General features: G+C 71.2%; 24 protein-coding genes. 12 read left to right on the forward strand and 12 right to left on the reverse strand.

Going from position 1 to position 23,317, the window contains the following annotated elements:
- The first annotated feature begins 6 nt into the window (after positions 1 to 6).
- Positions 7 to 759, forward strand: coding sequence for an amino acid ABC transporter ATP-binding protein (locus V8690_RS09760; protein WP_338785302.1), 753 nt, complete (start codon positions 7 to 9; stop codon positions 757 to 759).
- Positions 760 to 814: 55 nt separating this feature from the next.
- On the opposite strand, the gene aroQ is transcribed toward V8690_RS09760, so the two are convergent.
- A complete protein-coding gene (gene aroQ / locus V8690_RS09765; RefSeq protein WP_086599349.1) occupies positions 815 to 1,288 on the reverse strand; it encodes a type II 3-dehydroquinate dehydratase in 474 nt (157 codons plus the stop codon).
- Between the two features lie 103 nt (positions 1,289 to 1,391).
- Here aroQ and V8690_RS09770 point away from each other — a divergent pair, with 103 nt between their 5' ends.
- Together V8690_RS09770 and V8690_RS09775 are read left to right on the forward strand one after the other, a co-directional pair.
- Positions 1,392 to 2,438: a S66 peptidase family protein gene (locus V8690_RS09770; protein WP_338777376.1), complete on the forward strand. Its 1,047-nt coding sequence runs from the start codon at positions 1,392 to 1,394 to the stop codon at positions 2,436 to 2,438.
- A 94-nt stretch (positions 2,439 to 2,532) separates the two neighbouring features.
- Positions 2,533 to 3,807: an MFS transporter gene (locus V8690_RS09775; RefSeq protein WP_338777378.1), complete on the forward strand. Its 1,275-nt coding sequence runs from the start codon at positions 2,533 to 2,535 to the stop codon at positions 3,805 to 3,807.
- Between the two features lie 69 nt (positions 3,808 to 3,876).
- Here the strand turns inward: V8690_RS09775 and V8690_RS09780 are convergent, their stop codons facing one another.
- Complete coding sequence (locus tag V8690_RS09780; RefSeq protein ID WP_338777379.1) at positions 3,877 to 4,197, reverse strand: hypothetical protein; 321 nt, start codon at positions 4,195 to 4,197, stop codon at positions 3,877 to 3,879.
- 112 nt (positions 4,198 to 4,309) lie between these two features.
- Between V8690_RS09780 and V8690_RS09785 the strand changes: the two genes are divergently transcribed.
- Entirely contained in the window at positions 4,310 to 4,495 is a 186-nt protein-coding gene (locus tag V8690_RS09785; protein WP_338777380.1) for a hypothetical protein, read from the forward strand.
- A 48-nt stretch (positions 4,496 to 4,543) separates the two neighbouring features.
- Here V8690_RS09785 and V8690_RS09790 read toward each other — a convergent pair whose 3' ends face one another.
- The 6 genes from V8690_RS09790 to V8690_RS09815 form a co-directional block, all read right to left on the reverse strand.
- Positions 4,544 to 4,849 carry a hypothetical protein gene (locus V8690_RS09790; protein ID WP_338785303.1) on the reverse strand — a complete coding sequence of 102 codons (306 nt, stop codon included), beginning with the start codon at positions 4,847 to 4,849 and terminating at the stop codon, positions 4,544 to 4,546.
- Positions 4,850 to 5,018: 169 nt separating this feature from the next.
- Positions 5,019 to 6,020 (reverse strand): TerC family protein, encoded by a 1,002-nt coding sequence (locus tag V8690_RS09795; protein ID WP_338777381.1) that lies wholly within the window; start codon positions 6,018 to 6,020, stop codon positions 5,019 to 5,021.
- 222 nt (positions 6,021 to 6,242) lie between these two features.
- Positions 6,243 to 8,258, reverse strand: coding sequence for a TerD family protein (locus V8690_RS09800; protein ID WP_338777382.1), 2,016 nt, complete (start codon positions 8,256 to 8,258; stop codon positions 6,243 to 6,245).
- Positions 8,259 to 8,334: 76 nt separating this feature from the next.
- Entirely contained in the window at positions 8,335 to 8,913 is a 579-nt protein-coding gene (locus V8690_RS09805) for a TerD family protein (RefSeq protein WP_338777384.1), read from the reverse strand.
- Between the two features lie 138 nt (positions 8,914 to 9,051).
- The gene (uvrB, locus tag V8690_RS09810) at positions 9,052 to 11,196 is read right to left on the reverse strand and encodes an excinuclease ABC subunit UvrB (protein ID WP_338777386.1); all 2,145 of its coding nucleotides are present in this window, start codon (positions 11,194 to 11,196) and stop codon (positions 9,052 to 9,054) included.
- A 40-nt stretch (positions 11,197 to 11,236) separates the two neighbouring features.
- Positions 11,237 to 12,103: an MHYT domain-containing protein gene (locus tag V8690_RS09815; RefSeq protein WP_338777388.1), complete on the reverse strand. Its 867-nt coding sequence runs from the start codon at positions 12,101 to 12,103 to the stop codon at positions 11,237 to 11,239.
- Positions 12,104 to 12,389: 286 nt separating this feature from the next.
- On the opposite strand from V8690_RS09815, the gene V8690_RS09820 reads away from it, so the two are divergent.
- Together V8690_RS09820 and V8690_RS09825 are read left to right on the forward strand one after the other, a co-directional pair.
- The gene (locus V8690_RS09820; RefSeq protein WP_338777390.1) at positions 12,390 to 13,262 is read left to right on the forward strand and encodes a glycerophosphodiester phosphodiesterase family protein; all 873 of its coding nucleotides are present in this window, start codon (positions 12,390 to 12,392) and stop codon (positions 13,260 to 13,262) included.
- Positions 13,263 to 13,335: 73 nt separating this feature from the next.
- On the forward strand, positions 13,336 to 13,890 hold the full coding sequence (locus V8690_RS09825; RefSeq protein WP_338777392.1) for a methylated-DNA--[protein]-cysteine S-methyltransferase: 555 nt from the start codon (positions 13,336 to 13,338) through the stop codon (positions 13,888 to 13,890).
- A gap of 11 nt (positions 13,891 to 13,901) precedes the next feature.
- Here the strand turns inward: V8690_RS09825 and V8690_RS09830 are convergent, their stop codons facing one another.
- On the reverse strand, positions 13,902 to 14,330 hold the full coding sequence (locus tag V8690_RS09830) for a VOC family protein (protein WP_338777394.1): 429 nt from the start codon (positions 14,328 to 14,330) through the stop codon (positions 13,902 to 13,904).
- A gap of 99 nt (positions 14,331 to 14,429) precedes the next feature.
- Between V8690_RS09830 and V8690_RS09835 the strand changes: the two genes are divergently transcribed.
- A complete protein-coding gene (locus V8690_RS09835) occupies positions 14,430 to 15,338 on the forward strand; it encodes a pseudouridine-5'-phosphate glycosidase (RefSeq protein ID WP_338777395.1) in 909 nt (302 codons plus the stop codon).
- 155 nt (positions 15,339 to 15,493) lie between these two features.
- Positions 15,494 to 16,435, forward strand: coding sequence for a sugar kinase (locus V8690_RS09840; protein WP_338785305.1), 942 nt, complete (start codon positions 15,494 to 15,496; stop codon positions 16,433 to 16,435).
- A gap of 25 nt (positions 16,436 to 16,460) precedes the next feature.
- On the opposite strand, the gene V8690_RS09845 is transcribed toward V8690_RS09840, so the two are convergent.
- Positions 16,461 to 17,252 carry a methyltransferase domain-containing protein gene (locus tag V8690_RS09845; RefSeq protein ID WP_338777396.1) on the reverse strand — a complete coding sequence of 264 codons (792 nt, stop codon included), beginning with the start codon at positions 17,250 to 17,252 and terminating at the stop codon, positions 16,461 to 16,463.
- A 358-nt stretch (positions 17,253 to 17,610) separates the two neighbouring features.
- Here V8690_RS09845 and V8690_RS09850 point away from each other — a divergent pair, with 358 nt between their 5' ends.
- The gene (locus V8690_RS09850) at positions 17,611 to 18,738 is read left to right on the forward strand and encodes a magnesium and cobalt transport protein CorA (RefSeq protein WP_338777398.1); all 1,128 of its coding nucleotides are present in this window, start codon (positions 17,611 to 17,613) and stop codon (positions 18,736 to 18,738) included.
- Positions 18,739 to 18,780: 42 nt separating this feature from the next.
- On the opposite strand, the gene V8690_RS09855 is transcribed toward V8690_RS09850, so the two are convergent.
- Positions 18,781 to 19,209: a CBS domain-containing protein gene (locus V8690_RS09855; RefSeq protein WP_338777400.1), complete on the reverse strand. Its 429-nt coding sequence runs from the start codon at positions 19,207 to 19,209 to the stop codon at positions 18,781 to 18,783.
- Positions 19,210 to 19,337: 128 nt separating this feature from the next.
- On the reverse strand, positions 19,338 to 19,970 hold the full coding sequence (locus V8690_RS09860; RefSeq protein ID WP_338777402.1) for a uridine kinase: 633 nt from the start codon (positions 19,968 to 19,970) through the stop codon (positions 19,338 to 19,340).
- A 207-nt stretch (positions 19,971 to 20,177) separates the two neighbouring features.
- On the opposite strand from V8690_RS09860, the gene V8690_RS09865 reads away from it, so the two are divergent.
- The 3 genes from V8690_RS09865 to V8690_RS09875 all read left to right on the forward strand — a co-directional run bounded on the left by V8690_RS09865 (position 20,178) and on the right by V8690_RS09875 (position 23,277).
- Entirely contained in the window at positions 20,178 to 20,900 is a 723-nt protein-coding gene (locus V8690_RS09865; protein ID WP_338777404.1) for a DUF2293 domain-containing protein, read from the forward strand.
- Positions 20,901 to 21,164: 264 nt separating this feature from the next.
- Positions 21,165 to 21,644 carry an anthrone oxygenase family protein gene (locus tag V8690_RS09870; RefSeq protein ID WP_338777406.1) on the forward strand — a complete coding sequence of 160 codons (480 nt, stop codon included), beginning with the start codon at positions 21,165 to 21,167 and terminating at the stop codon, positions 21,642 to 21,644.
- Between the two features lie 142 nt (positions 21,645 to 21,786).
- Complete coding sequence (locus tag V8690_RS09875; protein ID WP_338777408.1) at positions 21,787 to 23,277, forward strand: glutamate synthase subunit beta; 1,491 nt, start codon at positions 21,787 to 21,789, stop codon at positions 23,275 to 23,277.
- Positions 23,278 to 23,317 lie beyond the last annotated feature (40 nt).

The following is a 23,317-nucleotide window of genomic DNA, read 5'->3' on the forward strand; positions in this document are numbered from 1 at the left end:
AACCACATGAGCGAGACGCCCGTGCTGCGCATGGAGTCCGTCCGCAAGTCCTTCGGCGGTTCGATCGTGCTGCGGGACATCGACCTGGAGGTCGCCCCGCACACGGTCACCGCGCTGATCGGCGCCTCCGGCTCCGGCAAGTCCACGCTGCTGCGGTGCGCGAACCTGCTGGAGGAGATCGACGACGGGGCCATCTGGCTGGACGGCGAGGAGATCACCGACCCACGCGTCGACCAGGACACCGTGCGCCGCCGGATCGGCGTGGTCTTCCAGGCGTACAACCTCTTCCCGCACCTGACGGTCCTGGAGAACATCACGCTCGCGCCCCGTCGCGTGCACGGCGTGCCCCGCGCCGAGGCCGGGGCACGCGCGCGTGAGCTGCTGGAGCGGCTGGGGCTGGGCGACAAGGCGGGCGAGTACCCGGACCGGCTGAGCGGCGGACAGCAGCAGCGGGCGGCGATCGTGCGCGCCCTGGCCGTACGTCCCCGGCTGCTGCTGCTCGACGAGATCACCGCCGCGCTCGATCCCGAGCTGGTGGACGAGGTCCTCACCGTCGTCCGCGGCCTGAAGGACGAGGGCATGACCATGGTGCTGGCCACACACGAGATGGGCTTCGCGCGGGAGGTCGCCGACCAGGTGTGTTTCCTGGAGGGCGGCGTGGTGCTGGAACGCGGCACCGCCGAGCAGGTCTTCGGGGAACCGCGGCAGGAGCGCACGCGGCGCTTTCTGCGGCGGATCGTGGAGGCGGGGCGGCTGTAGCGGGGCGGTTGTAGCCGACGGCTGCAGAGGTTGTAGCCGACGGCTGCAGAAGGGCTCAGGCGTCGGCGTGCCCCGCCCCGGCCAGCGCCGCGACCCGCTCCACTCCGAACACGTACCCCTGCACCCCGCACCCCGCGATGACCCCGTCGGCGCGCAGCGAGACGTACGAGTGGTGCCGGAACGACTCGCGCTTGTGGATGTTGGAGATGTGGACCTCCAACACGGGCATGCCGTCACAGGTGTTGAGGGCGTCCAGGATGGCGACGGAGGTATGCGAGTAGGCGCCCGGGTTGATCACGATGCCGCAGTGGTTCAGCCGGGCCTCGTGGATCCAGTCCACCAGTTCGCCCTCGTGGTTGGACTGGCGGAAGTCGACCGTGCCGCCGTGCGCGGCCGCCGCCTTGGCGCACAGGGCCTCGACGTCGGCGAGGGTGTCGGAGCCGTAGATTTCCGGCTGGCGCTGGCCGAGCAGGTTCAGGTTGGGGCCGTTGAGGATCATGATCGGGGCGTTGGCCAGGGTGCGGGGCACGGTTCCTCCGGTCCGTTCGGGGTCGGGCGGCCCGTGGCGGACCGCCGCTCGGACCCGGTTTATCACGGTGCGCCGACAGTCAGCCGGGTCGTAGCCTCCCGCCATGACGAGCCTCTCCTACCCGCCCAAGCCGTCCGCCGGTGACCGCATCGCCGTGCTCTCGCCCTCCTCCGGCCTGCCGGGGCTCTTACCGCTCCCCTACGAGCTCGGCCTGGAGCGGCTGCGCAAGGAGTACGGGCTGGAGCCGGTCGAGTATCCGGCGACCCGCAAGATGGGCTCCACGCCCCAGGAGCGGGCCGACGACATCCACGCGGCCTTCGCCGACCCGGACATCAAGGCGGTCATCGCGTCGATCGGCGGGAACGACCAGATCACCGTGCTGCCGCTGCTGGACCGGGAGTTGATCCGGGCCCACCCGAAGCCGTTCTTCGGGATGAGCGACAACACGAACCTGCTCGCCTACCTCCGCAACAGCGGCGTCGTCGCCTTTCACGGGGCGACTGTGATGTGCGAACTGGGCCGCCCGGGGGCCATGCACCCGCAGACCGCCGAGTCCCTGCGGGCGGCCCTGTTCACCTCCGGCCCGTACGAGCTGCGGCCCGCCGAGCGGTGGCGTGACATCGACCGGGACTGGGCGGACCCGGCGACCTTCGACGCGGAGCCGGAGACCCGGCCCGGGACCGGCTGGACCTGGGTCAACGCCGACCGGGTGGTCGAGGGGCGCAGTTGGGGCGGCTGCCTGGAGATCATCGGCTGGCTGCTGATGGCCGACCGCGAGATCCCGCGCGACCTGTCCGGGTACGACGGCGGCGTGCTGTTCCTGGAGACCTCGGAGGACATGCCGAGCGCCACGGAGGTCTTCAGCACCCTGCGCAACATGGGCGAACGCGGGCTGCTCCAGCGCTTTCCGGCCCTCCTCATGGGCCGCCCGAAGACCTGGTCCTTCGAGCGGCCCAACAGCCCGGAGGAGGCCGCTCGTCACGCGTCCGACCAGCGTGAGGCCGTCCTGAGCGCCATGCGGACCTACGCCCCCGAGACCACGATCGTCTTCGACGTGGACTTCGGGCACACCGACCCGCAGATGGTGATCCCGTACGGGGGCACCGTGCGCGTGGACGGACCGGCCCGGCGCATCACGGTCACGTACTGAGTGCCCCGGACCCCTCCGCGCGCCCCCGTAACCCGCCGTCACGGTGGGTAGTTGACGCGGCATGCACGATGTACGCACCGTAAGGGCCCCCTCCATGCCGCGTCTCGCGGCAGCCTCGCTCGCCGGCACGGCCATCGAGTTCTACGACTTCTTCGTCTACGGCACCGCGGCGGCCCTGATCCTGGGGCCGCTGTTCTTCCCGACCTTCTCGCCGTTGGCGGGGACGCTGGCCGCCTTCGCCACGTTCGGAGTGGGCTTCATCGCGCGGCCGCTGGGTTCGGTGCTGTTCGGGCACATCGGGGACCGGCGGGGGCGGCGACCTGTCCTCGTCGCCTCCCTCCTGCTGACCGGTGCCTCCACGGTCGCGGTCGGCTGCCTGCCGACGTACGAGACGATCGGCGTGGCCGCCCCTTTGCTGCTCCTGGTGCTGCGTTTCCTCCAAGGGCTGGGGCTCGGCGGGGAGTGGGGCGGGGCGGTGCTGCTGACGGTGGAGCACGCGCCCGCCGGGCGGCGCGGGCTGTGGTCGAGCTTCCCGCAGGTCGGGCCCGCGCTGGGGTTTCTGCTCGCCAACGGTGTGGTGCTGGGGCTGTCGGCGACGCTGTCCGAGGCGCAGTTCGCCTCGTGGGGGTGGCGGGTGCCGTTCTGGGCGGCGGGGGTACTGGCCGTGGTGGGGCTGTGGCTGCGTTCGTCGCTCGCCGAGAGCCCGAGTTTCCTCAAGATCGACGACCACGCGCGCATGCCGCTCGTCGAGGTCCTGTGCGACCACTGGCGCCTGCTTCTCCTGACCGGCGGGGCGCTCGCGATCGGCTACGCGATCTTCTACGCCGTGACGACCTGGTCGCTCGCCTACGGGACGGAACGGCTGGGGGTGAGCCGCAGCGTCATGCTGACCTGCATCATGGGCGCCGTGGTCGTGAAGGGCGCGCTCACGCCGCTGGTGGCCCTGCTCGGGGACCGGTACGGCCGGCGCCCCCTGTGCCTGGCCGGGTGCGCGGCGGCCGCCCTGTGGATGTTCCCGATGGTCGCGCTCCTCGCCACCGGCGCGCCGCTGCCGATGTTCCTCGGCTTCCTCGGGGCGATGCTCGCGTTCATCACGATGTTCGCCGTGATCGCCGCGTATCTGCCGGAGCTGTACGAGCCGCGGGTGCGCTGCACGGGCGCCGCGGTCGGGTACAACCTCGGCGGGGTCCTCGGGGGCGCGCTCACACCGATCGTGGCGACGGCGCTGGCCGAGCAGGGCGGGCGGGTGCCCTGGGGCGTGGCCGCCTATCTGACGGTGATCGCACTGTTCAGCCTGGGGTGCTTCGCACTGCTGCCGGAGACGCGTCCGGTGCCGGTGGCGGCGGCTGCGGAGCCTGCTTCGGGGTGAAGGGTGACCCTTGGCGGTGGTGCGCGTAAACGCTTGCGCGAGCGTTTACGCGCTTCCACGGTCGAGCGTCTACGGGTTGATCGCCAGCTTCAGATACGCCGCGAACAGCACCAGATGTAACCCGCCCTGGAGCGGCGTAACCCGGCCCGGTCCCACGGTCAGCGAGGCCACCACCACGGCCAGGGCGCGCAGCACCGTGTGCGTGGCGCCGAGGCCGAGCACCAGCGGGCCGGACAGCCAGACGGACGCGAGCGCGACCGCGGGGATGGTCAGGCCGATGCCGGCCATGGCCGAGCCCAGGGCGAGGTCAAGGCTGGTCTGCACGCGGTCGCCGCGGAGCGCAGCGCGGCGATGGTCTCCGGGAGCAGCACCAGCAAGCGCGATGATCACCCCGACCGACGGCGTGGTGCAGCCCGGCGGCCTCCGCCCCGGACTCGATGGTGGGTGACACGATGGTGACGGCCACGGCGAGGACGAGGGATCCGAACGGTTCGCCGACCCGGTGGGCCATCACCTCGGCGTGGTGCACGGCGGCCAGGACGGCTCCCGCGAGCACCAGGGTCACCGGCGCGACGACCGCGGCCGGCAGATCGCGCCCCGGGTGAGGATCAGCAGCACGGCCGCGAGCAAGGGCACCAGGGTCGTCCACTGCGCCGTGAGCGGGCTGCGCCGAGCGATCACGCGGTGATCGTCGCAGACGTGAAGGGCCCCCGCACTCCGGTCGTGCGGAGTCCCTTCACACGTGCCGCGGGGCTACGCGCGTACGCGTGCGGCGGGGCTCCACGAACTCGCGCTCGTCCAGGAGGTCGCAGTTGGTGTACACCCGCTCGCCGATGCAGAGCGCGCCCAGTTGCTCCGCCATCCTGCTGGTCTCGGGGTCGTTGCTGTTGCGCATGGCCTCCTGGTAGGAATCGAACTCGATCAGAGCCAGACAGCGGCGCGGATTGTCTCGGTCCTTCAGAAGCATGCGCTGCGTGGGGCCGCCCGGCCGGTCGGTGAAGCATCTCCTCGCCTCCTCGAACACACGCTCCATCTCGTCCATGCGCTCGGTCTCGAAGTCGATGCTCTGTACGAACTTCTTGGCACCTCCGGCCGGCCACGGCGTCCCCGGGCCGGAGGACGCGCTCAAGAACCAAGCAAGCACCGGGGCCGGTGATCGGCAATTCGCCGACCACCGGCCCCGGTGCTTGTTGCTCCTACGTCCGACGTGGTCAGACGTCGACGCTGTCCTTCGGGGCGCCTTCGCCCTGCGCCTGCGCCGCCTCGGCCGCCGCCTGCTTCTTCGAAGCCCGCAGGCTGGTGATCGTGGTGATGATCAGGACGGAGCAGATCACGCCGAGCGAGACCGGAATGCTGATCTCGGGCACGTGCACCCCGGACTCGTGCAGCGCGTGCAGCACCAGCTTCACGCCGATGAAGCCCAGGATGATCGACAGGCCGTAGCTGAGGTGGACCAGCTTCTTCAGCAGGCCGCCGATGAGGAAGTACAGCTGGCGCAGACCCATCAGCGCGAACGCGTTGGCCGTGAAGACGATGTAGGGGTCCTGCGTCAGGCCGAAGATCGCGGGGATGGAGTCGAGCGCGAACAGCACGTCCGTCGAGCCGATCGCGAGCATCACGACCAGCATCGGGGTCATGACCCGCTTGCCGTTCTCCTGGATCCACAGCTTGGTGCCGTGGTAGCGGTCGGCCACACCGAAGCGGCGCTCGGCGGCCTTGAGCAGCTTGTTCTCCTCGAACTCCTCGTCCTGCTCGTCCGCCCGGGCCTCCTGGATGAGCTTCCAGGCGGTCCAGATCAGGAAAGCGCCGAAGAGGTAGAAGACCCAGGAGAAGCTGGCGAGGATCGCCGCGCCCGCGGCGATGAAGATGGCCCGCAGGACCAGGGCTATGAGGACACCGATCAGAAGTACGCGCTGCTGGTACTGCGAGGGCACCGCGAACTTCGCCATGATCAGGACGAAGACGAAGAGATTGTCGACGCTCAGCGACTTCTCGGTGATGAAGCCCGCGAAGAACTCGCCGGCGGGCTGGCCGCCGCCGAAGATGAGGAGGCCGAGCCCGAAGAGCGCGGCCAGAACGATCCAGACGACCGTCCAGATCCCGGCTTCCTTGATCGACACGTCGTGCGGCTTGCGGCCGATGAAGAAGTCGACCGCGATCAGGGCTGCGAGCCCCACGATCGTCAGGACCCATAGGGTCACGGAAACATCCACTGCGCCTCCGGCAGTCGTAACGGCAAATGTCAGCGTCGTCGCTGCCGGAGGTCTCTTCCACCCAAGGATGGGCCGACGCCCCGGGATCTGGCCTGATCCGTATTGACGGGGACGCCGCAGCAGACAGGGAGTACTCCCCTCCGTGCCGATAACAGTACCGCAATCACCAAGAAAAGGTAAAGTACTTGGTAAAAGAGAGGCCAAAACGCCTGGTCAGATGCTTTACGCACCCTTGGTGCGGGCGACCGCGACCTGGGCGAGCACCTGCTGGAGGACCTGGCTGCCCGGCGGCACGAGCGAGGGCTCGTACGTCCAGGCGTGACCGACCCACGGGTCGGCGAGATGGTCGTCGGGCACCGGTGTCAGTCGCAGCAGCGAACGCCACAACGGGTCGAGCAAAGGCCCGTATCCGGAGGACTCCTCGCGGTCCGCCACCATCATCAGGTGGACGCCGAAGGCGGGACCCTCGTCGGCGAGGTAGCGCAACTGGTTCACGGCCCGGTCGTCGAAGCCGTGCGGGAAGTCGTTGACGATCAGCAACTGCTGTGAGGTGTCGAAGCCGGGCGGGAGGGAGTCGGCGGCCCCTCCCCGCACCGCCATCTGCACCAGGTCGACTTGCTGGATGAGCCGGGTCAGCACGTCCGTCACGCCTGCGGCGCCGAGCGCGGGCGGGGCCGCGAGCACACCGGTCTGCACGAGGGGTGCGAGCGGTTGCGCGCCCGAGCCGGCCGGGTCGATGACGTGGACGGTGAACTCCCCCGCCGGGTAGACGGCGAGCAGCCGTGCCGCGTGCGCGACCGCCGTCTCCAGAGCGAGACGCCCCAGGGTGTGCGAGTCCGCGAAGGAACCGTCGGACGATCCGGTCCGGCCGCTGTCGATCCACAAACCGCGCTCCAGCGGCAGCCGGACCAGCATCGGAATGCGGATCCGGTCGGCCTCGGGGAGATGGAGGTCACCCAGGCGCAGGGCCATGGGGATCTCCATCGGTACCCGGTAGTTGTGCCAGACGGGGCTGTCCCAACGGGCATACGCCGGGGGGAGAGCCGGTTCGACGACCTCGGCCTCGGCCGTGAGCTGGGCGAGGTCCCGGTCGAGGGCCTGGCTGGCCTGGGCGACGAGCTGGGCGTGCCGGGCACGGGCCGCCTCGCGGGCGGCGTCGCCCTGTCCGCCGATCCGGCCCCGCGGGTCGGAGAGGACCTGTTCGAGCTCCTTGTCCATGCGGGACTCGGCGAAGTCGACGGCGCTGCGGTATGCGGCGGTGCTGCGGGCCAGGTCCTCGAACATGCCCCACACCTGGTTGTAGAGCCGCTCGTCCATGGACCAGCCGGTCGCGTCGCCGGCGACGGGCTGTGCGGACTGTCCGGGTGCGGCCGGGGGTGCGGTGGGCGGCGGGGGCGGAGCGGCGTTCTGGCGGCGCGGGTGGCTGTAGTCGACCGGACCGCCCGCGGTGGGCGGGGACGGCTGGGTGACAGCGTCGGGTTCCGGCGCCGCGCCGGAATACGACGGCTGCCGCGGCGCGGGCTGCCCCGGCCCGCCGGGCGTGTGACCGCCGTACGGCGGCATCGGTGATGCCTGGCCCGGCTGAGGAGCGATACCGCCCTGGTCCGGGCCGAGGGCCGGGGCCGCCGCCTGCCGGGAGCGGTCGCCGTCCGCCGTGCGCGGCGGGGGCGCCTGCACCGAGCGGGCCACCCCTTGGGCCACCGCGTCGTCGATGCTGTCGGCGAGCTGGTGGGCCTGGGGCAGGCCCTGGTCGGTGAGGAGTTCGGCGAGGCCGCCCGCGTACCCCTGGCCGACGGCACGCACCTTCCAGGCGCCCTGCCTGCGGTAGAGCTCCAGGGCGACGACCGCCGACTCGGCCTCCAGGCCGGTGATGGTGTAGCTGGCGATCTCGGCACCGTCGAGGCCGGTGACGGCGACGAACGGGGCGGCCACGGCGCCGAAGCGGACCGGGCTCGCCCCGGCGGCGGGCAGGGCGAGCAGCACGCCGACACGGTGGGCGGCCTCCGGCACGGCGTCCAGATCCACCGCGAGGCGATGGTCGGCGGCGGCCTGCCGGGAGACCTCGAGCCCCGGCTGGGTGGGCGCGCCCGGGTGGGCGACCCACTCCACGCCGTGGATCCGGCCGCTTTCGTCGCTGAACGCGGCCGCGGCCACGATCGGCGTGCCGGCCGAGATCCGGATCTCGAGACGGGCCTGGGAGAGCGCGTGGTTCTGCCCCCGCACCAGCTCGGCCGTCATCGCCTTCTCCCCCTGTGTCGTTGTGTGGTGTCGTGTGCCGCTCACCGGCCCGCCCCGGCCGGTCGCCCCCGGGGCCTCAGAGGACGGGCAGGATCGCCGGCATCAGGTCCTGGAAGGTACGGCCGTTGGCCGGGTTGCCGAGGGCCGTCATCGTCCAGCCCTGGCCCGAGCGGTGCACCTTGGCCATGATCTGGGCCGTGTACTGGCCGCCGCCGGCCAGGGTGTAGCGGGCGAGCTCCTGGCCGTTGGTCTCGTCGACCAGGCGGCAGAACGCGTTCTGCACCTCCTGGAACGTCTGGCCCGTGAAGGAGTTCACGGTGAAGACGATCTGGTCGATGTGGACCGGGACGCGTGACAGGTCGACGAGGATCGCCTCGTCGTCGCCGCCCTGGCCGACACCGCCGACGAGGTTGTCGCCGGTGTGGCGCACCGAGCCGTCGTCGCTCACCAGGTGGCGGAAGAAGACGACGTCGACCGGCTGCTTGTCGGCGAACAGGACGGCCGAGGCGTCGAGGTCGACCTCTCGCGTACGCGAGCCGAACAGGCCGCGCCGGGGAGCCGCCTGCCAGCCGAGACCCATGCGCACCGCGGTCAGGCTGCCGCCGTCGTTCTTCTGCAGACTGATGGCCTGACCCTTGGTCATGTTGACGGTCACGCGCTGATCCCCTCTCGGACGTCCCCTGTTGCCGCGCAGTCGCGGTTGTTCAGAACCCTACGCAGGTGCACTGACAGTGACGTACCCCGGTCCGCGCTTTGTGTCGGTCTTGCAACACTGCGCGTACGCGGTCCGCTGTCAGGCCAGGCCCGCCTCCTTCATCTGGCGCAGTTCCTTCTTCATCTCGGAGACCTCGTCGCGCAGCCGGGCCGCGATCTCGAACTGGAGATCCGCGGCGGCGGCCCGCATGCGTGCGGTGAGTTCCTCGATCTGCTCGCTGAGTTCGGCCGCGGGGCGGTCGGTCGGCACCGTCTCCTTGGCCTTGCCCCTGCCCTTGGCCGGCTTGGCGCCCTCGGCGGTCCTGCCAAGGGAGGGCACGGGCGACTTGGTGCCACCGCCGTCCTTCTTCGCCTTGCGGTAGCCCGAGCCCAGCAGCTGCTCGGTGTCGATGTCCTCGCGGGCGATCTGCGCGACGATGTCGTTGATCTTCTTGCGGAGCGGCTGGGGGTCGATGCCCCGCTCCTTGTTGTACGCGACCTGCTTCTCCCGGCGCCGGTTGGTCTCGTCGATGGCCTTCGCCATCGCCGGGGTGATCTTGTCGGCGAACATGTGGACCTGGCCGGAGACGTTGCGTGCGGCGCGGCCGATGGTCTGGATCAGGGAGGTGCCGGAGCGCAGGAAGCCTTCCTTGTCGGCGTCCAGGATCGCCACCAGGGACACCTCGGGCAGGTCGAGGCCCTCCCGCAGGAGGTTGATGCCGACCAGCACGTCGTACTCGCCGGCGCGCAGCTCACGCAGGAGTTCGACGCGGCGCAGGGTGTCGACGTCGCTGTGCAGATAGCGCACCTGGATGCCCAACTCCAGGAAGTAGTCCGTGAGGTCCTCGGCCATCTTCTTGGTGAGCGTGGTGACCAGGACGCGCTCGTCCTTCTCGGTGCGCTGCCGGATCTCGTGCACCAGGTCGTCGATCTGCCCCTCGGTGGGCTTGACGACGACTTCCGGGTCGACGAGGCCGGTGGGGCGGATGATCTGCTCGACGACTCCGTCCGAGCGGGAGAGCTCGTAGGCTCCCGGGGTCGCCGACAGGTAGACCGTCTGGCCGATGCGCTCCTGGAACTCCTCCCACTTCAGGGGGCGGTTGTCCAGGGCGGAGGGCAGCCGGAAGCCGTGGTCGACGAGGGTGCGCTTGCGGGAGGCGTCGCCCTCGTACATGGCGCCGATCTGCGGGACCGTGACGTGCGACTCGTCGATGACGAGGAGGAAGTCGTCCGGGAAGTAGTCCAGCAGGGTGTTGGGCGGGGAGCCGGGCAGGCGGCCGTCGAAGTGCATCGAGTAGTTCTCCACGCCGGAGCAGGAGCCGATCTGGCGGAGCATCTCGATGTCGTACGTCGTGCGCATCCTCAGGCGCTGGGCCTCCAGGAGCTTGCCCTGCTTCTCCAGTTCGGCGAGGCGCTCGCCCAGCTCCTTCTCGATGTCGTTGACGGCCCGCTCCAGGCGCTCGGGCCCTGCGACGTAGTGGGAGGCCGGGAAGACGTACAGCTGCTGGTCGTCGCTGATGATCTCGCCGGTGACCGGGTGCAGCGTGGACAGCGCCTCGATCTCGTCGCCGAACATCTCGATGCGGACGGCCAGCTCCTCGTAGACCGGGAAGATCTCGATGGTGTCGCCGCGGACGCGGAAGGTGCCGCGGGTGAAAGCCATGTCGTTGCGCGTGTACTGGATGTCCACGAAGCGGCGCAGCAGCTCGTCGCGGTCGTGTTCCTCGCCGACACGGAGGGGGACCATGCGGTCCACGTACTCCTGCGGCGTACCCAGGCCGTAGATGCAGGAGACCGAGGCGACCACGACGACGTCGCGGCGGGTGAGCAGCGAGTTGGTCGCGGAGTGGCGAAGGCGCTCGACCTCCTCGTTGATCGAGGAGTCCTTCTCGATGTAGGTGTCCGACTGCGGGACGTAGGCCTCGGGCTGGTAGTAGTCGTAGTACGAGACGAAGTACTCGACGGCGTTGTTCGGGAGCAGCTCCCGGAACTCGTTCGCCAGCTGGGCGGCAAGCGTCTTGTTCGGCGCCATCACGAGCGTGGGGCGCTGGAGCTTCTCGATCATCCACGCGGTGGTGGCGGACTTGCCGGTGCCGGTCGCGCCCAGGAGGACGACGTCCTTCTCGCCCGCCTGGATGCGTTGGGCGAGCTCGGCGATGGCCGTCGGCTGGTCGCCGCTCGGCTGGTAGGGGCTGACGACCTCGAAGGGCGCCACCGTGCGTTCGATGTGGGAAACGGGCCGCATGGGTTCCACCGTACGACCCCGCACTGACAACGGGCTCCGATCAGCGGTTCTGCGGTGTCCGGGAGCCGCGGTGCTCCACGGTGCGGCGGGGGCGGAGCCGCAGGCGCTGCGGGTTGTGGGCGGTGTGGGTGTGGGCGGGGATGCCGGGCCTCTGCTCGACGGGAACGACCGCGGGCTTGCCCATGACCATCAGCGGGTCGAACATCACCACGACGCCCGCGAGGAGGAGGAAGGCGAGCGGGCCGATCAGCATGGGGGTGAGCAGGGCCGCGGGCGACTCTCCCGTTGCGGGCTCGGCCGTGCCGTGCAGGTGGACGCTGAGGGCGGCCATGCCGGTGTAGTGCATGCCGCTGACGGCGAGACCCATGACGAGGCTGGCGCCCACGCTCCACAGGAAGCCCCGGACCTGGCCGGCCGCCCACAGGGCGGCGGTGGCGGCGGCCATGGCGATCGCGACGGAGATGCCGACGGTGAACGTGTTGTACTCCAGCTTCCCGTCCAGGCGCATGCTGGCCATGCCGAGGTAGTGCATCGACGCGATGCCCAGGCCGGTGATGGTGCCGCCTGTGAACAGGGCCGTTCCGCGGGCTCCCTTGTAGCCGACGATGAAGATCCCGATGCCCACCATCACGATTGCGACGGCCAGGCTCGCGAAGGTCATCGGCTTGTCGTAGTGGATCGGGGTCCCGCGGACCGTGAACCCCATCATCGCGATGAAGTGCATGGTCCATATGCCGGAGCCGATGGCGGCCGAGCCGAGGACGAGCCAGCCGGGGCGCCAGGACTGGGCGACGAGCATGGATCTGGTGGTGCAGCGCAGGCCCAGGGCTCCGCCGAGGCAGGCCATGAGGTAGGCCACCAGAGGTGTGACCAGGCCGTAGCTGAATCCGTCGACCGTGCCCTGCATGCGCGGCTGCCCTCCCCGCCCTTTGCGTCCCGGAATTCCTGATGTGCGCCCCCTCCCAGGACCGCAGGAGCGGTCAGGGTGACGCAGTGAGTATGACCCCCACCGGAATGGTCGAACGGCTTTCCGGCAAAGAAACACGTCCTTGCCCCAGTTGTGCGGTACCGGTGAGCGCAGTTGGGTCATCTCCATTCAACCTGTGGCCATCCTGTACCCCTCTTGCGTTGACCCTCTGCTGTCACAGTTGAGCTCTCTGTGATGCCGTGATCGCTCTACGCGAGGAGTACGTATGCACGCGCGCGCTGTTGCCGCCTCGACCACCGCGCTCCTGGGGACCGCCGCCCTCCTGTTCCCCGTCTCCCCGGCGCGGGCCGCCGGTGGCGGCGGGTTGCCGCTGGTCATCGCGCACCGAGGGGCCTCCGCGTACGCGCCCGAGAACACGCTGGCCGCCGTGGACAAGGCGGCCGAGCTGGGCATCCGCTGGGTGGAGAACGACGTGCAGCGGACCAGGGACGGTGAGCTCGTCGTCCTCCACGACGACAGCCTGCGGCGCACCACCGACGTCGAGGAGGTCTTTCCCGACCGGGCTCCCTGGAAGGTGAAGGACTTCACCGCCGCCGAGATCGCCCGTCTCGACGCGGGCAGCTGGTTCGGCCCCGCGTACGCGGGCGCGCGCGTGCCGACGCTGGAGCAGTTCGTGAACCGCGTCGAGCGCCATCACCAGAAGCTTCTCCTGGAGATCAAGAAGCCGGAGCTGTACCCGGGCATCGAGCGGCAGACGCTCAAGGTCCTCAGCAACGAGGGCTGGCTGGACCGGTCGCATCTGGCGGGCCGGCTGATCGTGCAGAGCTTCAGCGCGGACAGCGTGCGGACGGTGCACGAGCTGAAGCCGGCCGTGAAGACCGGCTTCCTGGGCACGCCGCCCGTGTCGGACCTGCCGCTCCTTGCCGGCTTCGCCGACCAGATCAATCCCTCGCACGGCTCGCTCTCCACGGCGTACGTCTCCTCCGTCCAGGCGTTCAGCGGACCCCACGGCAGGCCGCTTGAGGTCTTCACCTGGACGGTCGACGACGCGGCGACGGCCCAGCGGGTCGCCGGGTACGGGGTCGACGGGATCATCACGAACAAGCCGGATGTGGTCCGGGAGGCCGTGGACGGGTGAGGCAGGCCGGCTGCCGGTGGGCGGTCCGTCCGGTCGGGGCGGCATTGTCAGTGGCGGGTCGTACGGTGGGCGCATGGACAGCCATGGGCAGGTTGAGCAGCGGGGCGTGTGGGGCGTCGTCGACAGCGACATCGGCCCGCTGTTGCTGGCGGCGACCCGCGAGGGCCTGGTGAGCGTGGTGTTCCACGCCACGGACGCGGTGCGGGACCGGGCGGTCGAGCGGCTGGCGTCACGGCTCGGCGCCGAGCCCGTCGAGGCGCCCGGCTCCCCGCTGCTGGCCGACGCTATACGCCAGGTCGCGGCGTACTTGGCGGGTGGGCGCCGGGACTTCGACCTGCCGCTGGACTGGTCGCTGACCTCCGGTTTCAACCGGGAGGTCCTGCGCGAGCTGGCTTCCGGTGTGCCGTACGGCACGGTCGTCGGGTACGGCGATCTGGCCCGGCGGGTCGGCCAGCCGGGCGCCGCCCAGGCCGTGGGCATGGCGATGGGCGCCAACCCGCTGCCGGTGGTGGTGCCCTGTCACCGGGTCGTCGAGAGCGGCGGCGGCATCGGGGGCTTCGGGGGCGGGATGGAGACCAAGCGGAAGCTGCTCGCCCTCGAAGGGGTGCTGCCCGAGCCGCTGTTCTGAGACCGGGCTGGTCAGTCGTAGTGCCGCGCCTCGAAGACGTTGCCGTCCGGGTCGCGGAAGTAGAAGCTGCGCGTGGCCTTGCCCCGGGCTCCGAAGGAGTCGTACGAGAGGTCCGACACCGGTACGGAGCGTTCCTCCAGGCGGCTGAGAAGGGCGTCGAAGTCGCCCCGGTGCAGTGACAGGCAGACGTGGTTGACGGGGTGCCCCGCGCTGTCGGCGGCGCCGGGCAGCATCGTCATGCGTTCCGCGAAGGTCAGCGGCATGAGGTCGAGGATGGTCTCGTCGTTGACGCGTATGGAGGGGAACGGCACCGCACCGGCGGCGAACTCGGTGAGCCGGATCGTCTCCAGGCCGACGGCCTTCTCGTAGAAGTCGGCGGCGGCGACCGGGTCGCGCACCCAGAGGACGACGTGGTCGAGTCGTGGTGTGTTGTCCGTCATGCACCCCAGGCTGGTGACGTCGTCGACAGCCCGCAAGGGTTTGGCCCGGCGCGCCGCCCGCCAGAGATGAGGGAAGACCGACCGACAGGAGGCAGGCGCGTGGTGCTGGTGGTGTCAGAAGAAGTGCGGGAGGCGATCGACGCACGTCGGCCCGTGGTGGCCCTGGAGTCCACGATCATCGCCCACGGGCTGCCGCGGCCGCGCAATCTCCAGGTGGCGCTGGAGCTGGAGACGGCCGTGCGGCATGCGGGCGCGGTGCCCGCGACGATCGCCGTGCTCGACGGGCGACCCCATGTCGGGCTGGACAAGGAGCAACTGGAGCGGGTCGCGAACGAGGACGGCATCCGCAAGCTGGGCCACCGCGACCTGCCGCTCGCGACGGCCTCCGGGGCGAGCGGGGCGACCACGGTGTCGGCGACGGCGCTGCTGGCGGCGCTGGCGGGCGTGCGCGTGTTCGCCACGGGTGGACTCGGCGGGGTGCACCGGGAGTGGACGGTGACCCAGGACGAGTCGGCCGACCTGGGGCTGCTGGCGCGGACGCGGATCACCGTGGTGTGCGCCGGGGTGAAGTCGATCCTGGACGTGCCGGCGACCTTGCAGCGGCTGGAGACGCTAGGTGTCGCGGTGGCCGGTTACGGCACCGACCGGTTCCCCGGCTTCTATCTGTCCGACTCGGGGCATCCGGCCGACTGGACGCTGCGGACGCCGGAGCAGGTGGCGGGCGTGATGCGGGCCCAGGACGCCCTCGCCGGGCCGGAGTCGGCGCTGATCGTCGCCAATCCCGTCCCCGAGGCGGAGCAACTCGATCCGGAGTTGCACGCGCGCGTGCTCGCGGACGCGCTGCACGCGTGCGAGCAGGAGGGAATCACCGGCCAGGCCGTCACGCCCTTCCTGCTCGACTACCTCGTACGGCACACCGACGGCGCCTCCCTGAGCGCCAACCTGGCGGCGGTCCGCGGCAACGTACGCCTGGCGGCGCGGATCGCGGCGGCCTGGGCACGGGGATGACCGGGGCCGGGGCCGACCGCGGTGCGGTGGGCAGAGCTGACTCGGCAGGGAGCGGAGCCGGCCCATCGGAGGTGGCAGCGGGCTCGGCGAGGGGCGGGACGCGCTCGGCGGAGAGCGGAGTTGGCCCGCCGGAGGTCCCAGTGGGCTCGACGGGGATTGGAACCGCCCCGTCGGAAGTCGCTGCGCGCTCGGCGGCGGGCGGCGTGCTGCTGGTCGTCGGGGACGTCATCACCGACGTCGTCGCGCGGCACGAGGGGCCGCTCGCGGCCGGTACGGACACGGCTGCCTCGATCCGGACGGTGCCGGGCGGGGCGGGCGCCAACGTGGCGTGCTGGGCCGCGCACCGGGGCGCGGCGGAGGTGCGGCTGCTCGGGCGCGTGGGTGCGGAGGCCGCAGCCTGGCACGAGCGTGAGCTGGTGGCCCACGGCGTGCGTCCGCAGCTCGTCGTCGACCCGCGGGCGCCGACCGGCACGGTGATCTGCCTGGTGGACGGGGGTGCTTCGGCGGAGCGGACGTTCCTCACCGACAGCGGCGCGTCGTTGCGGCTCGAACCCGCCGACTGGTCGGACGCGCTGCTCGACGGCGTGGCCCGGCTGCACCTGTCTGGCTACCTCCTGTTCTCCGAACCGAGTCGCGCCCTGGTGACGGTGGCAATTCAAGCCGCACGCGCACGTGGCGTGCCGGTGAGTCTGGACCCCGCGTCGGCCGGTTTCCTCGGGGAGCTGGGCGCCGGGCGTTCCCTCGCGATCGTCGAGGGCGTGGACATACTGCTGCCCAGCCGGGACGAGGCGTGTCTGCTGACGGGGCTGACCGACGCGGCCGAGGCGGCGGCCGAGCTGAGCCTGCGTGTTCCGCTGGTGGTCGCCAAGCAGGGGCACGAAGGGGCGCTCGTGGCCCGCTCGGGGAAGGTGTGCGCCCGTGTCCCCGCCGTACCGGCGACGCCGCGGGACACCACGGGCGCCGGTGACGCCTTCACCGGCGCGTTCCTCGCCGCCGTGCTCGCGGGTGCCGGGCCGGAGGAGGCGGCGGCGGAGGGCTGCCGGGCGGGTGCGAGGGCGGTGGAACGGGTGGGCGGCAGACCGCCTCTGCCCCGCTGATGCCCGGCGCCCCGCACCACCCTGGCTACTGCTTGCGCCCCCACGCCGAGATCATCGGAGCCGTCGTCAGATCAAGGGCGCCGGAGGTGACGTTCGCGAGATGCCGGTCGATGTCCTGGTCCGTGGCGAGGCCCGCGGTGACCAGCTGGTCGCGGATCTGACGAATCGTGACGGACTCCAGGGCGGCGCAGGCCGGCGAGGCGACGGGGAAGTAGGCGTCGGCGTGCACGCGGGTCAGGCCGGCCTCCCGGAGCAGCCGCGGCAGGGTGCGGCCGCAGGGCAGGCCGGTCCCTCGGTCGGCGAGCAGTCTGCGGAAGCCGTGCCGCAGCCGGTTCGCGAGCTGCTGCTCGGGGCCGTACTCGTCGGGGCAGAGCAACGGCTGAAGGGCGGGGTCGGCGTCCTCGACCAGGATGCGACCGCCAGGGCGCAGCGCCTGGACCATGGAGCGCAAAGCCCGTGCCCGGTCGGTCACGTGGCCGAAGGCAAGTCGGGCGTGCACCAGGTCGAAGCCCTCCCCCGGCGGCTCCTGGGCGCCGAGGTCGTGCACGCGCACCTCGACGGGCGGCCGGGCGGCGGCGAGCCGTGAGGTGTCGGTGTCGGTCGCGACGACGCGTCCGGTCGGGCCGACCTTCTTCGCCAGCCAGGACACCACGGAGGTGCCGTCGGCACCGACCTCCCAGCACCGCCAGCCGGATCCGATGCCGAGTGCTTCGAGATGCCGGAACGTCGTGGGGTCGAAGAGAGCGGCGAAGGCGCTGAAGTGCTCTGCCGCCTCGGTCTGCCGGTTGTCGAGGAGGTACCCATCGGTTCGCGTCATGCCGCGATCATCCCATTTATACGACTTGTCCGGCACGGTCGACGCTCCGGTACCGAGAGTCGGCCCGGTACCGAGCCGGCCCGGCACGAAGAGTCAACCCGACACGGAGAGTCGCCCCGGCACGAAGGGTCGACGCTCCCGTACGGAGAACCGCACGGCCCCGGCACGCGTCGACGTCTCGGGGAGGCGGACCCTGCGGCAGCCCTTTTCGGTCGCGGCCGGGAACGACTTCGTCCACAGCCGGGAACAAAGCGGAACGAGCCGTTTCCACAGGCTTACTCGCAGCTCACGTCGGCCTGGCAGACTGACGAGCCAAGGCGCGGGAACGGCGCGCGGAGCTCCACGCAAGGAGATGCAGATGTCCATGGCAGGGAATCTGCGGAAGGTCACGAGCCTCGGTGGGGTCGGCGGCCTGCGCAAGGTGGCTCGGCTGGCTCGGCGGCGCCCGCGCGTCGACCTGAGTCACCCGGCCCGCTCCCCGCTCGGCTCCTCCGTGGTGAACTGCGTGACGTACCGGGACGGTGTCCGCACCGCCGCGCGCGGCGATCTGGTGGACGCCGTGGAGTCGGTACGCAAGAAGGGTGAGGGCTTCGTCTGGCTCGGCCTGCACGAGCCGACCGACCAGGAGTTCGCGGGCATCGCCGAGCTCTTCGACCTGCACCCCCTGGCCGTGGAGGACGCCGTCGAGGCCCACCAGCGCCCCAAGCTGGAGCGCTATGGCGAGACGCTCTTCACGGTGTTCAAAACGGTCTGCTACGTCGAGCACGAGGAACTCACGGCCACCAGCGAAGTGGTGAACACCGGCGAGATCATGGTCTTCGTCGGCAAGGACTTCGTGATCACGGTGCGGCACGGCCGGCACGGCTCGCTGGGCCCGCTGCGCGAGGAACTGGAGTCCGACCCCGGCCAGCTGGCCAAGGGCCCGTCCGCGGTGCTGCACGCGATCGCGGACCACGTGGTGGACGACTACCTGACCGTCACGGACTCGGTACAGGCGGACATCGACCAGGTCGAGACGGACGTGTTCGCGGAGACGGGCGCGCGGGTGGACCCGGGACGCATCTACCAGCTCAAGCGTGAACTCCTCGAGCTGAAGCGGGCAGTGGTGCCGCTCAGCCGGCCGCTGGAGGATCTCGCCACCCGGCCGATCCGGGCGGTCGACCCGGAGATACAGGCGTACTTCCGCGACGTCTCGGACCACCTGCTGCGGGCGAAGGAACAGATCGCCGCCTTCGACGAACTGCTCAACTCCATCCTCCAGGCACACCTCGCGCAGGTCACGGTCGCCCAGAACGAGGACATGCGGAAGATCACGGCATGGGCCGCGATCATCGCCGTGCCGACGATGGTCTGCGGGGTGTACGGCATGAACTTCGACCACATGCCGGAACTGCACTGGCGATACGGCTACGGCATGGTCATCGGCGTCATATCCGTCGCGTGCCTGACGCTGTACCGGGGCTTCCGGCGCAGCGGCTGGCTCTGACGACGACCGTGACCTGCGGGGGCACGGTGAGGTGAGGCGCGGTCAGCGCGGGCTGGTCCTGGCGTAGACGCTCTCGGCCCAGGAGGCGATCTGGTCGTCCGCCAGATGCCGGGCCAGGTCGGATTCGCTGATCATGCCGACCAGGCGCTTGTCCTGGATGACGGGCAGCCGACGGATCTGGTGCTCCTGCATCTCGTGGAGCACCTCACCGACATCGGCGTCCGCGTCGATCCAGCGAGGGGTGCCCTTGGCCATCTCGCCCGCGGTGACCTTGGCGGGATCGCGGCCCAAGGCGACGCAGCCGACGACGATGTCGCGGTCGGTGAGGATTCCGCAGAGCCGCTCGTTCTCGTCGCTGATGGGCAGGGCGCCGACGTTCAGTTCACGCATGAGCTGGGCCGCGCGGTCGAGGGTTTCGTGGGCGGGGATCCACTGGGCGCCGCGGTGCATGATGTCTCGGGCGGTGGTCATGGAGTACCTCCCGGTGCCGGACGGCCGGCGCGGCGCGGGAGGCACCGCGAGTCCCGGCGCCTTTCATTCTCGCCGCGCCACCCGGCGCCCGCACACGGGACGGCGCCCCCGGGCCGACCGACAGCGGCTCAGCCGCCCCACGCCGGGTGGCGCGGATCATCGGCCCGTACCAGGACGCCGGCCGTGCCCGCCGGGTCGGTCTCCTGCTCGTAGCGCTCGAAGGCCGGCAGGGTCCAGTGCTCGGCCTCGGGCGTGCGGCGGTGCAGGGCGCCCGGGGAGAGCAGGACGTGGACGCTCAGATCGAAGGGGAACCAGTGTCGAAGGAGGAAGGGTCCGTGGAGCAACAGCACACCTCCGGACGGGAGTTGGACGTAAGAGCTACGGGTTGCCCGGTCGGCGGCCGGGTCCCACAGGTCGGGCAGGACGCGGCCGTCGCCGCCGGCTTCGAGGGGGCCGAAGACCTCGCGCCACAGGGCGTTGGTGTCGTACCAGCCGCTGTAGTAGGACTCCAGGTCCCGGTGGCCGTACTCCAGTCGCACGGAGGCGGGGCGCAGGAAGCCCTCCGTGCCCACGACGAGCGAGGAACGGCCGCGTATGCGCAGCGCCTCGGAGACACGCTGGGCGAGGTCTCCCGGGCGGGCGGCCGGGGCGCCGTCGAAGGCGATGCGCGGCCAGGGACTGCCGTCGGCGGGCTTCAGGTCGAGCAGGCGCTCGGCGAGCAGGTCGCCGAGCCGGTCCCAGGTGATCGCTTCGAGTCGCACACGGCCCATGATGCGCCAGGCCGCGGCAGGACGTGTCGCGCCCCCGAGCGCAGCAGACACCGGGCAGGGGCGGCAGATCGAAAGGCGCCGTCATCGCCCGGGGCTCCTCCGGCGGATGCAGTGCGCGCCGCCGTCAGCGGGAATGAACCTCCCATGGTCCATGAACCCCCTGTGGTCCCGGAACCTCGTATGGCCCCGGAGCATCGGATGGTCCCGGAACCCCGTACGGCCCCGCGCGCGACGCCCCCGCCCCACACCCCCACCGGACTTCTCGTCTTCCAGCCCCTCAAGCGGCGGCACTGCGCCGAGTGCCGGCGAGGGCCGCTGCCGCTGCTCGTCCTCGAGGACGGTGCCCCGCGCTGCCTCGACTGCGCCGACCTCGGGCATCTGGTGTTCCTGCCGAGCGGCGACACCGCGCTGACGCGCAGATCGCGGGAGGAGAGCGCCCTGTCGGCGGTGGTCGTGCGGTTCAACCGGCGCAAGAGCCGTTACGAGCGGCAGGGCGTTCTGGTCGAGGAAGCGGCGCTCGCGAGGGCCGAGCAGCGGTGCCTGGCGGACGCCGAGGCGCGACGGCGGCGCCGGGTGCGGGACGCGCGGCGGCGGGCGGCTCAGGACGCGCTGTTCGCTCAGGCGTTCGCGGCGGAGATACGGCGGCTGTTTCCCGGATGTCCGGCCGACCGTGCTCGGGCCATCGCCGCGCACGCCTCGGAGCGGGGCAGCGGGCGGGTGGGCCGCAGCGCGGCCGGGCGGGCGCTGACGGAGGGGGCGGTGGCCTCGGCGGTCGTGGCGTCCGTACGGCATCTGGACACGCCGTACGACCGGCTCCTGATGAGCGGGGTGCCGCGGCACGAGGCGCGTCGGCGGATCGCGTCAGCGGTGGAGACGGTGCTGAGGGGGTGGACCGAGGCGGGGCTCGGGTCCGCCGGGTGACCCGGTCCGGAGCCGGCGTTCGCCGCCGTAGGGCCAGAGTGCGCCTTCACGGCATGCCGCCACGGCAGCGCGGCCGGTCGGTCATGCGGTGGCGCTCGCGTGCCGAGCGGCCGCCACGCCTGCCCCGGCCCATCGGTGGACCCTGGAGGTTCGCGTATGGCCCCGCGCGGATCGGCCATGGTCACTGTTCTCGTACGGGATTTCACTTGTGGTGGGGAAGGGTGCCGGGGAAGGATCCCGGCGGGACGGGCGGGAGAGGCTGACATGATCGACGGACCGTACTTCGTGCTGACGGTGCTGGGTGTGCTCGGGACCGGCCTGGTGGCCGGGGTGTTCTGTGGCTTCTCGACATTCGTCATGCGGGGCCTCGCCACGCTGCCGCCCGCGCAGGGGGTCGCCGCGATGAACGCGATCAACGTGGCCGCGGTGACACCGCCCTTCATGGTCGTGTTCCTCGGGTCGGCCGTGCTGTGCGCGGTGATCGCCGTGGTGACGTTTGTGCTGTGGCCGGACGAGGGGACGGTGGAACTGCTGGTGGGCAGCGCGCTGTACCTGTTCGGCTCGTTCGGGCTGACCATCGTCGCGAACGTGCCGCGCAACGACGCGCTGGCCAGGCTGGAGCCGGGCAGCTCGGAGGCGGCCGCGTACTGGCCGGCGTATGTGCGCGAGTGGACGATGTGGAACCACGTCCGCGCGGCCGCCTCGGCCGGGGCGGCCGTGGCGTACGTGCTGGCCCTCACCTGAAGACACTCGCAGGCGCCGCCTGGAGACACCCGCAGGCGCCGCCCCGGCCCCTGCGGGTGTGCCGCCGCGGACGTATCGTGGCCGGAAGGAGCGTTGCCCGACGACGCACGGCCTGACACACGCGCACGCAAGGAAGACGGCCATGGCCGACCCCAAGGGTTTCATGACCACCCCCCGCCAGGACTGGCCGCGCAGGCCCGTCGAGGAGCGTGTCCGGGACTGGGACGAGGTCTATGTCCCCCGGGCCCTGCTGCCGATCATCAGCAAGCAGGCCGACCGCTGCATGGACTGCGGCATCCCCTTCTGCCACGAGGCCTGCCCGCTGGGCAACCTGATCCCCGAGTGGAACGACCTGGTGTCGAGGGAGGACTGGCGGGCGGCCGCCGACCGGCTGCACGCCACGAACAACTTCCCGGAGTTCACCGGCCGGTTGTGCCCGGCGCCGTGCGAGGCGGGATGTGTGCTGGCGATCAACCAGCCGGCCGTCACCATCAAGAACGTCGAGTGCGCGATCGCCGACCGGGCGTGGGAGGAGGGTTTCGCGCCGTCGAGGCCGCCGGAGCGGCTGTCCGGCAAGACGGTCGCGGTGATCGGTTCGGGGCCCACCGGGCTGGCCGCGGCCCAGCAGCTGACCCGGGCCGGGCACACGGTCGCCGTGTACGAGAGGGACGACCGGCTCGGCGGGCTGATGCGGTACGGCATCCCCGCGTTCAAGATGGAGAAGCACCATCTGGAGCGGCGGCTGGAGCAGATGCGGGCCGAGGGGACCAAGTTCCGTATGTCGACGGCGGTCGGGCGGGACATCAGGGCCGATGAGCTGCGGACTCGCTACGACGCCGTGGTGCTCGCCACGGGGGCGACCGCGTGGCGTGAACTCGACGTGCCGGGCCGGGAGCTGACGGGCATTCACCAGGCGATGGAGTACCTCCCGCTGGCCAACCGGGTGTGCGAAGGCGACCTGGAGACGTCCCCGCTGTCGGCCGCCGGGAAGCACGTCGTCATCGTCGGCGGCGGTGACACCGGGGCCGACTGCCTGGGCACGGCCGTCCGGGAGGGCGCCGCGTCCGTGACCCAGCTGGACATCTACGCGCTGCCGGACACCGAGCGCGACGAGGACACCGAGCCCTGGCCGACGTATCCGGTGCGGGTCTACCGGCTGTCCGCCGCGCACGAGGAGGCCCGTGACCTGCGGACGGCCCCGGTGGCCGACGCGGACGCGCGGCTGTTCGCGGCGTCCACGCTGCGCTTCGACGGGGACGCGGAGGGCCATGTGCGGTCGCTGCACCTGGTCGAGGTGGACGCGCGGCGCCGCCCGGTGGAGGGCACCGGGCGGACGCTCCCCGCCGACCTCGTGCTGCTCGCCCTCGGCTTCTCCGGGCCCGACCGGAAGGACGGGCTCGTCGACCAGCTGGGGCTGGAACTGGAGCCCCGCGGCACGATCGCGCGTGATGCCGGTTTCGCCACGAACGTGCCCGGTGTGTTCGCCGCGGGGGACGCCGCCCGGGGTCAGTCGCTCATCGTCTGGGCGATCGCCGAGGGGCGGGCCGTGGCGGCGGCGGTCGACCGCCATCTGACGGGCAGTTCGAGACTCCCGTCACCGATCGGGCCGTACGACCGGCCCATGGCTGTGTAGAAACGCCGCGTCCCCCGAGACGCCGGAGGGTTTCCCGAGA

Origin of the sequence: Streptomyces sp. DG1A-41 (assembly GCF_037055355.1) — a bacterium.
Classification (GTDB): Bacteria; Actinomycetota; Actinomycetes; order Streptomycetales; family Streptomycetaceae; genus Streptomyces.

Excerpts from the sequence above, each read along its gene's own strand:
- V8690_RS09760 (WP_338785302.1), top strand. The coding sequence starts at position 7 with ATGAGCGAGACGCCCGTGCTGCGCATGGAGTCCGTCCGCAAGTCCTTC.
- V8690_RS09770 (WP_338777376.1), top strand. The coding sequence starts at position 1,392 with ATGACGAGCCTCTCCTACCCGCCCAAGCCGTCCGCCGGTGACCGCATC.
- V8690_RS09775 (WP_338777378.1), top strand. The coding sequence starts at position 2,533 with ATGCCGCGTCTCGCGGCAGCCTCGCTCGCCGGCACGGCCATCGAGTTC.
- V8690_RS09790 (WP_338785303.1), bottom strand. The coding sequence starts at position 4,849 with ATGGACGAGATGGAGCGTGTGTTCGAGGAGGCGAGGAGATGCTTCACC.
- V8690_RS09800 (WP_338777382.1), bottom strand. The coding sequence starts at position 8,258 with ATGACGGCCGAGCTGGTGCGGGGGCAGAACCACGCGCTCTCCCAGGCC.
- uvrB (WP_338777386.1), bottom strand. The coding sequence starts at position 11,196 with ATGCGGCCCGTTTCCCACATCGAACGCACGGTGGCGCCCTTCGAGGTC.
- V8690_RS09815 (WP_338777388.1), bottom strand. The coding sequence starts at position 12,103 with ATGCAGGGCACGGTCGACGGATTCAGCTACGGCCTGGTCACACCTCTG.
- V8690_RS09820 (WP_338777390.1), top strand. The coding sequence starts at position 12,390 with ATGCACGCGCGCGCTGTTGCCGCCTCGACCACCGCGCTCCTGGGGACC.
- V8690_RS09825 (WP_338777392.1), top strand. The coding sequence starts at position 13,336 with ATGGACAGCCATGGGCAGGTTGAGCAGCGGGGCGTGTGGGGCGTCGTC.
- V8690_RS09830 (WP_338777394.1), bottom strand. The coding sequence starts at position 14,330 with ATGACGGACAACACACCACGACTCGACCACGTCGTCCTCTGGGTGCGC.
- V8690_RS09845 (WP_338777396.1), bottom strand. The coding sequence starts at position 17,252 with ATGACGCGAACCGATGGGTACCTCCTCGACAACCGGCAGACCGAGGCG.
- V8690_RS09850 (WP_338777398.1), top strand. The coding sequence starts at position 17,611 with ATGTCCATGGCAGGGAATCTGCGGAAGGTCACGAGCCTCGGTGGGGTC.
- V8690_RS09855 (WP_338777400.1), bottom strand. The coding sequence starts at position 19,209 with ATGACCACCGCCCGAGACATCATGCACCGCGGCGCCCAGTGGATCCCC.
- V8690_RS09865 (WP_338777404.1), top strand. The coding sequence starts at position 20,178 with ATGGTCCCGGAACCCCGTACGGCCCCGCGCGCGACGCCCCCGCCCCAC.
- V8690_RS09870 (WP_338777406.1), top strand. The coding sequence starts at position 21,165 with ATGATCGACGGACCGTACTTCGTGCTGACGGTGCTGGGTGTGCTCGGG.
- V8690_RS09875 (WP_338777408.1), top strand. The coding sequence starts at position 21,787 with ATGGCCGACCCCAAGGGTTTCATGACCACCCCCCGCCAGGACTGGCCG.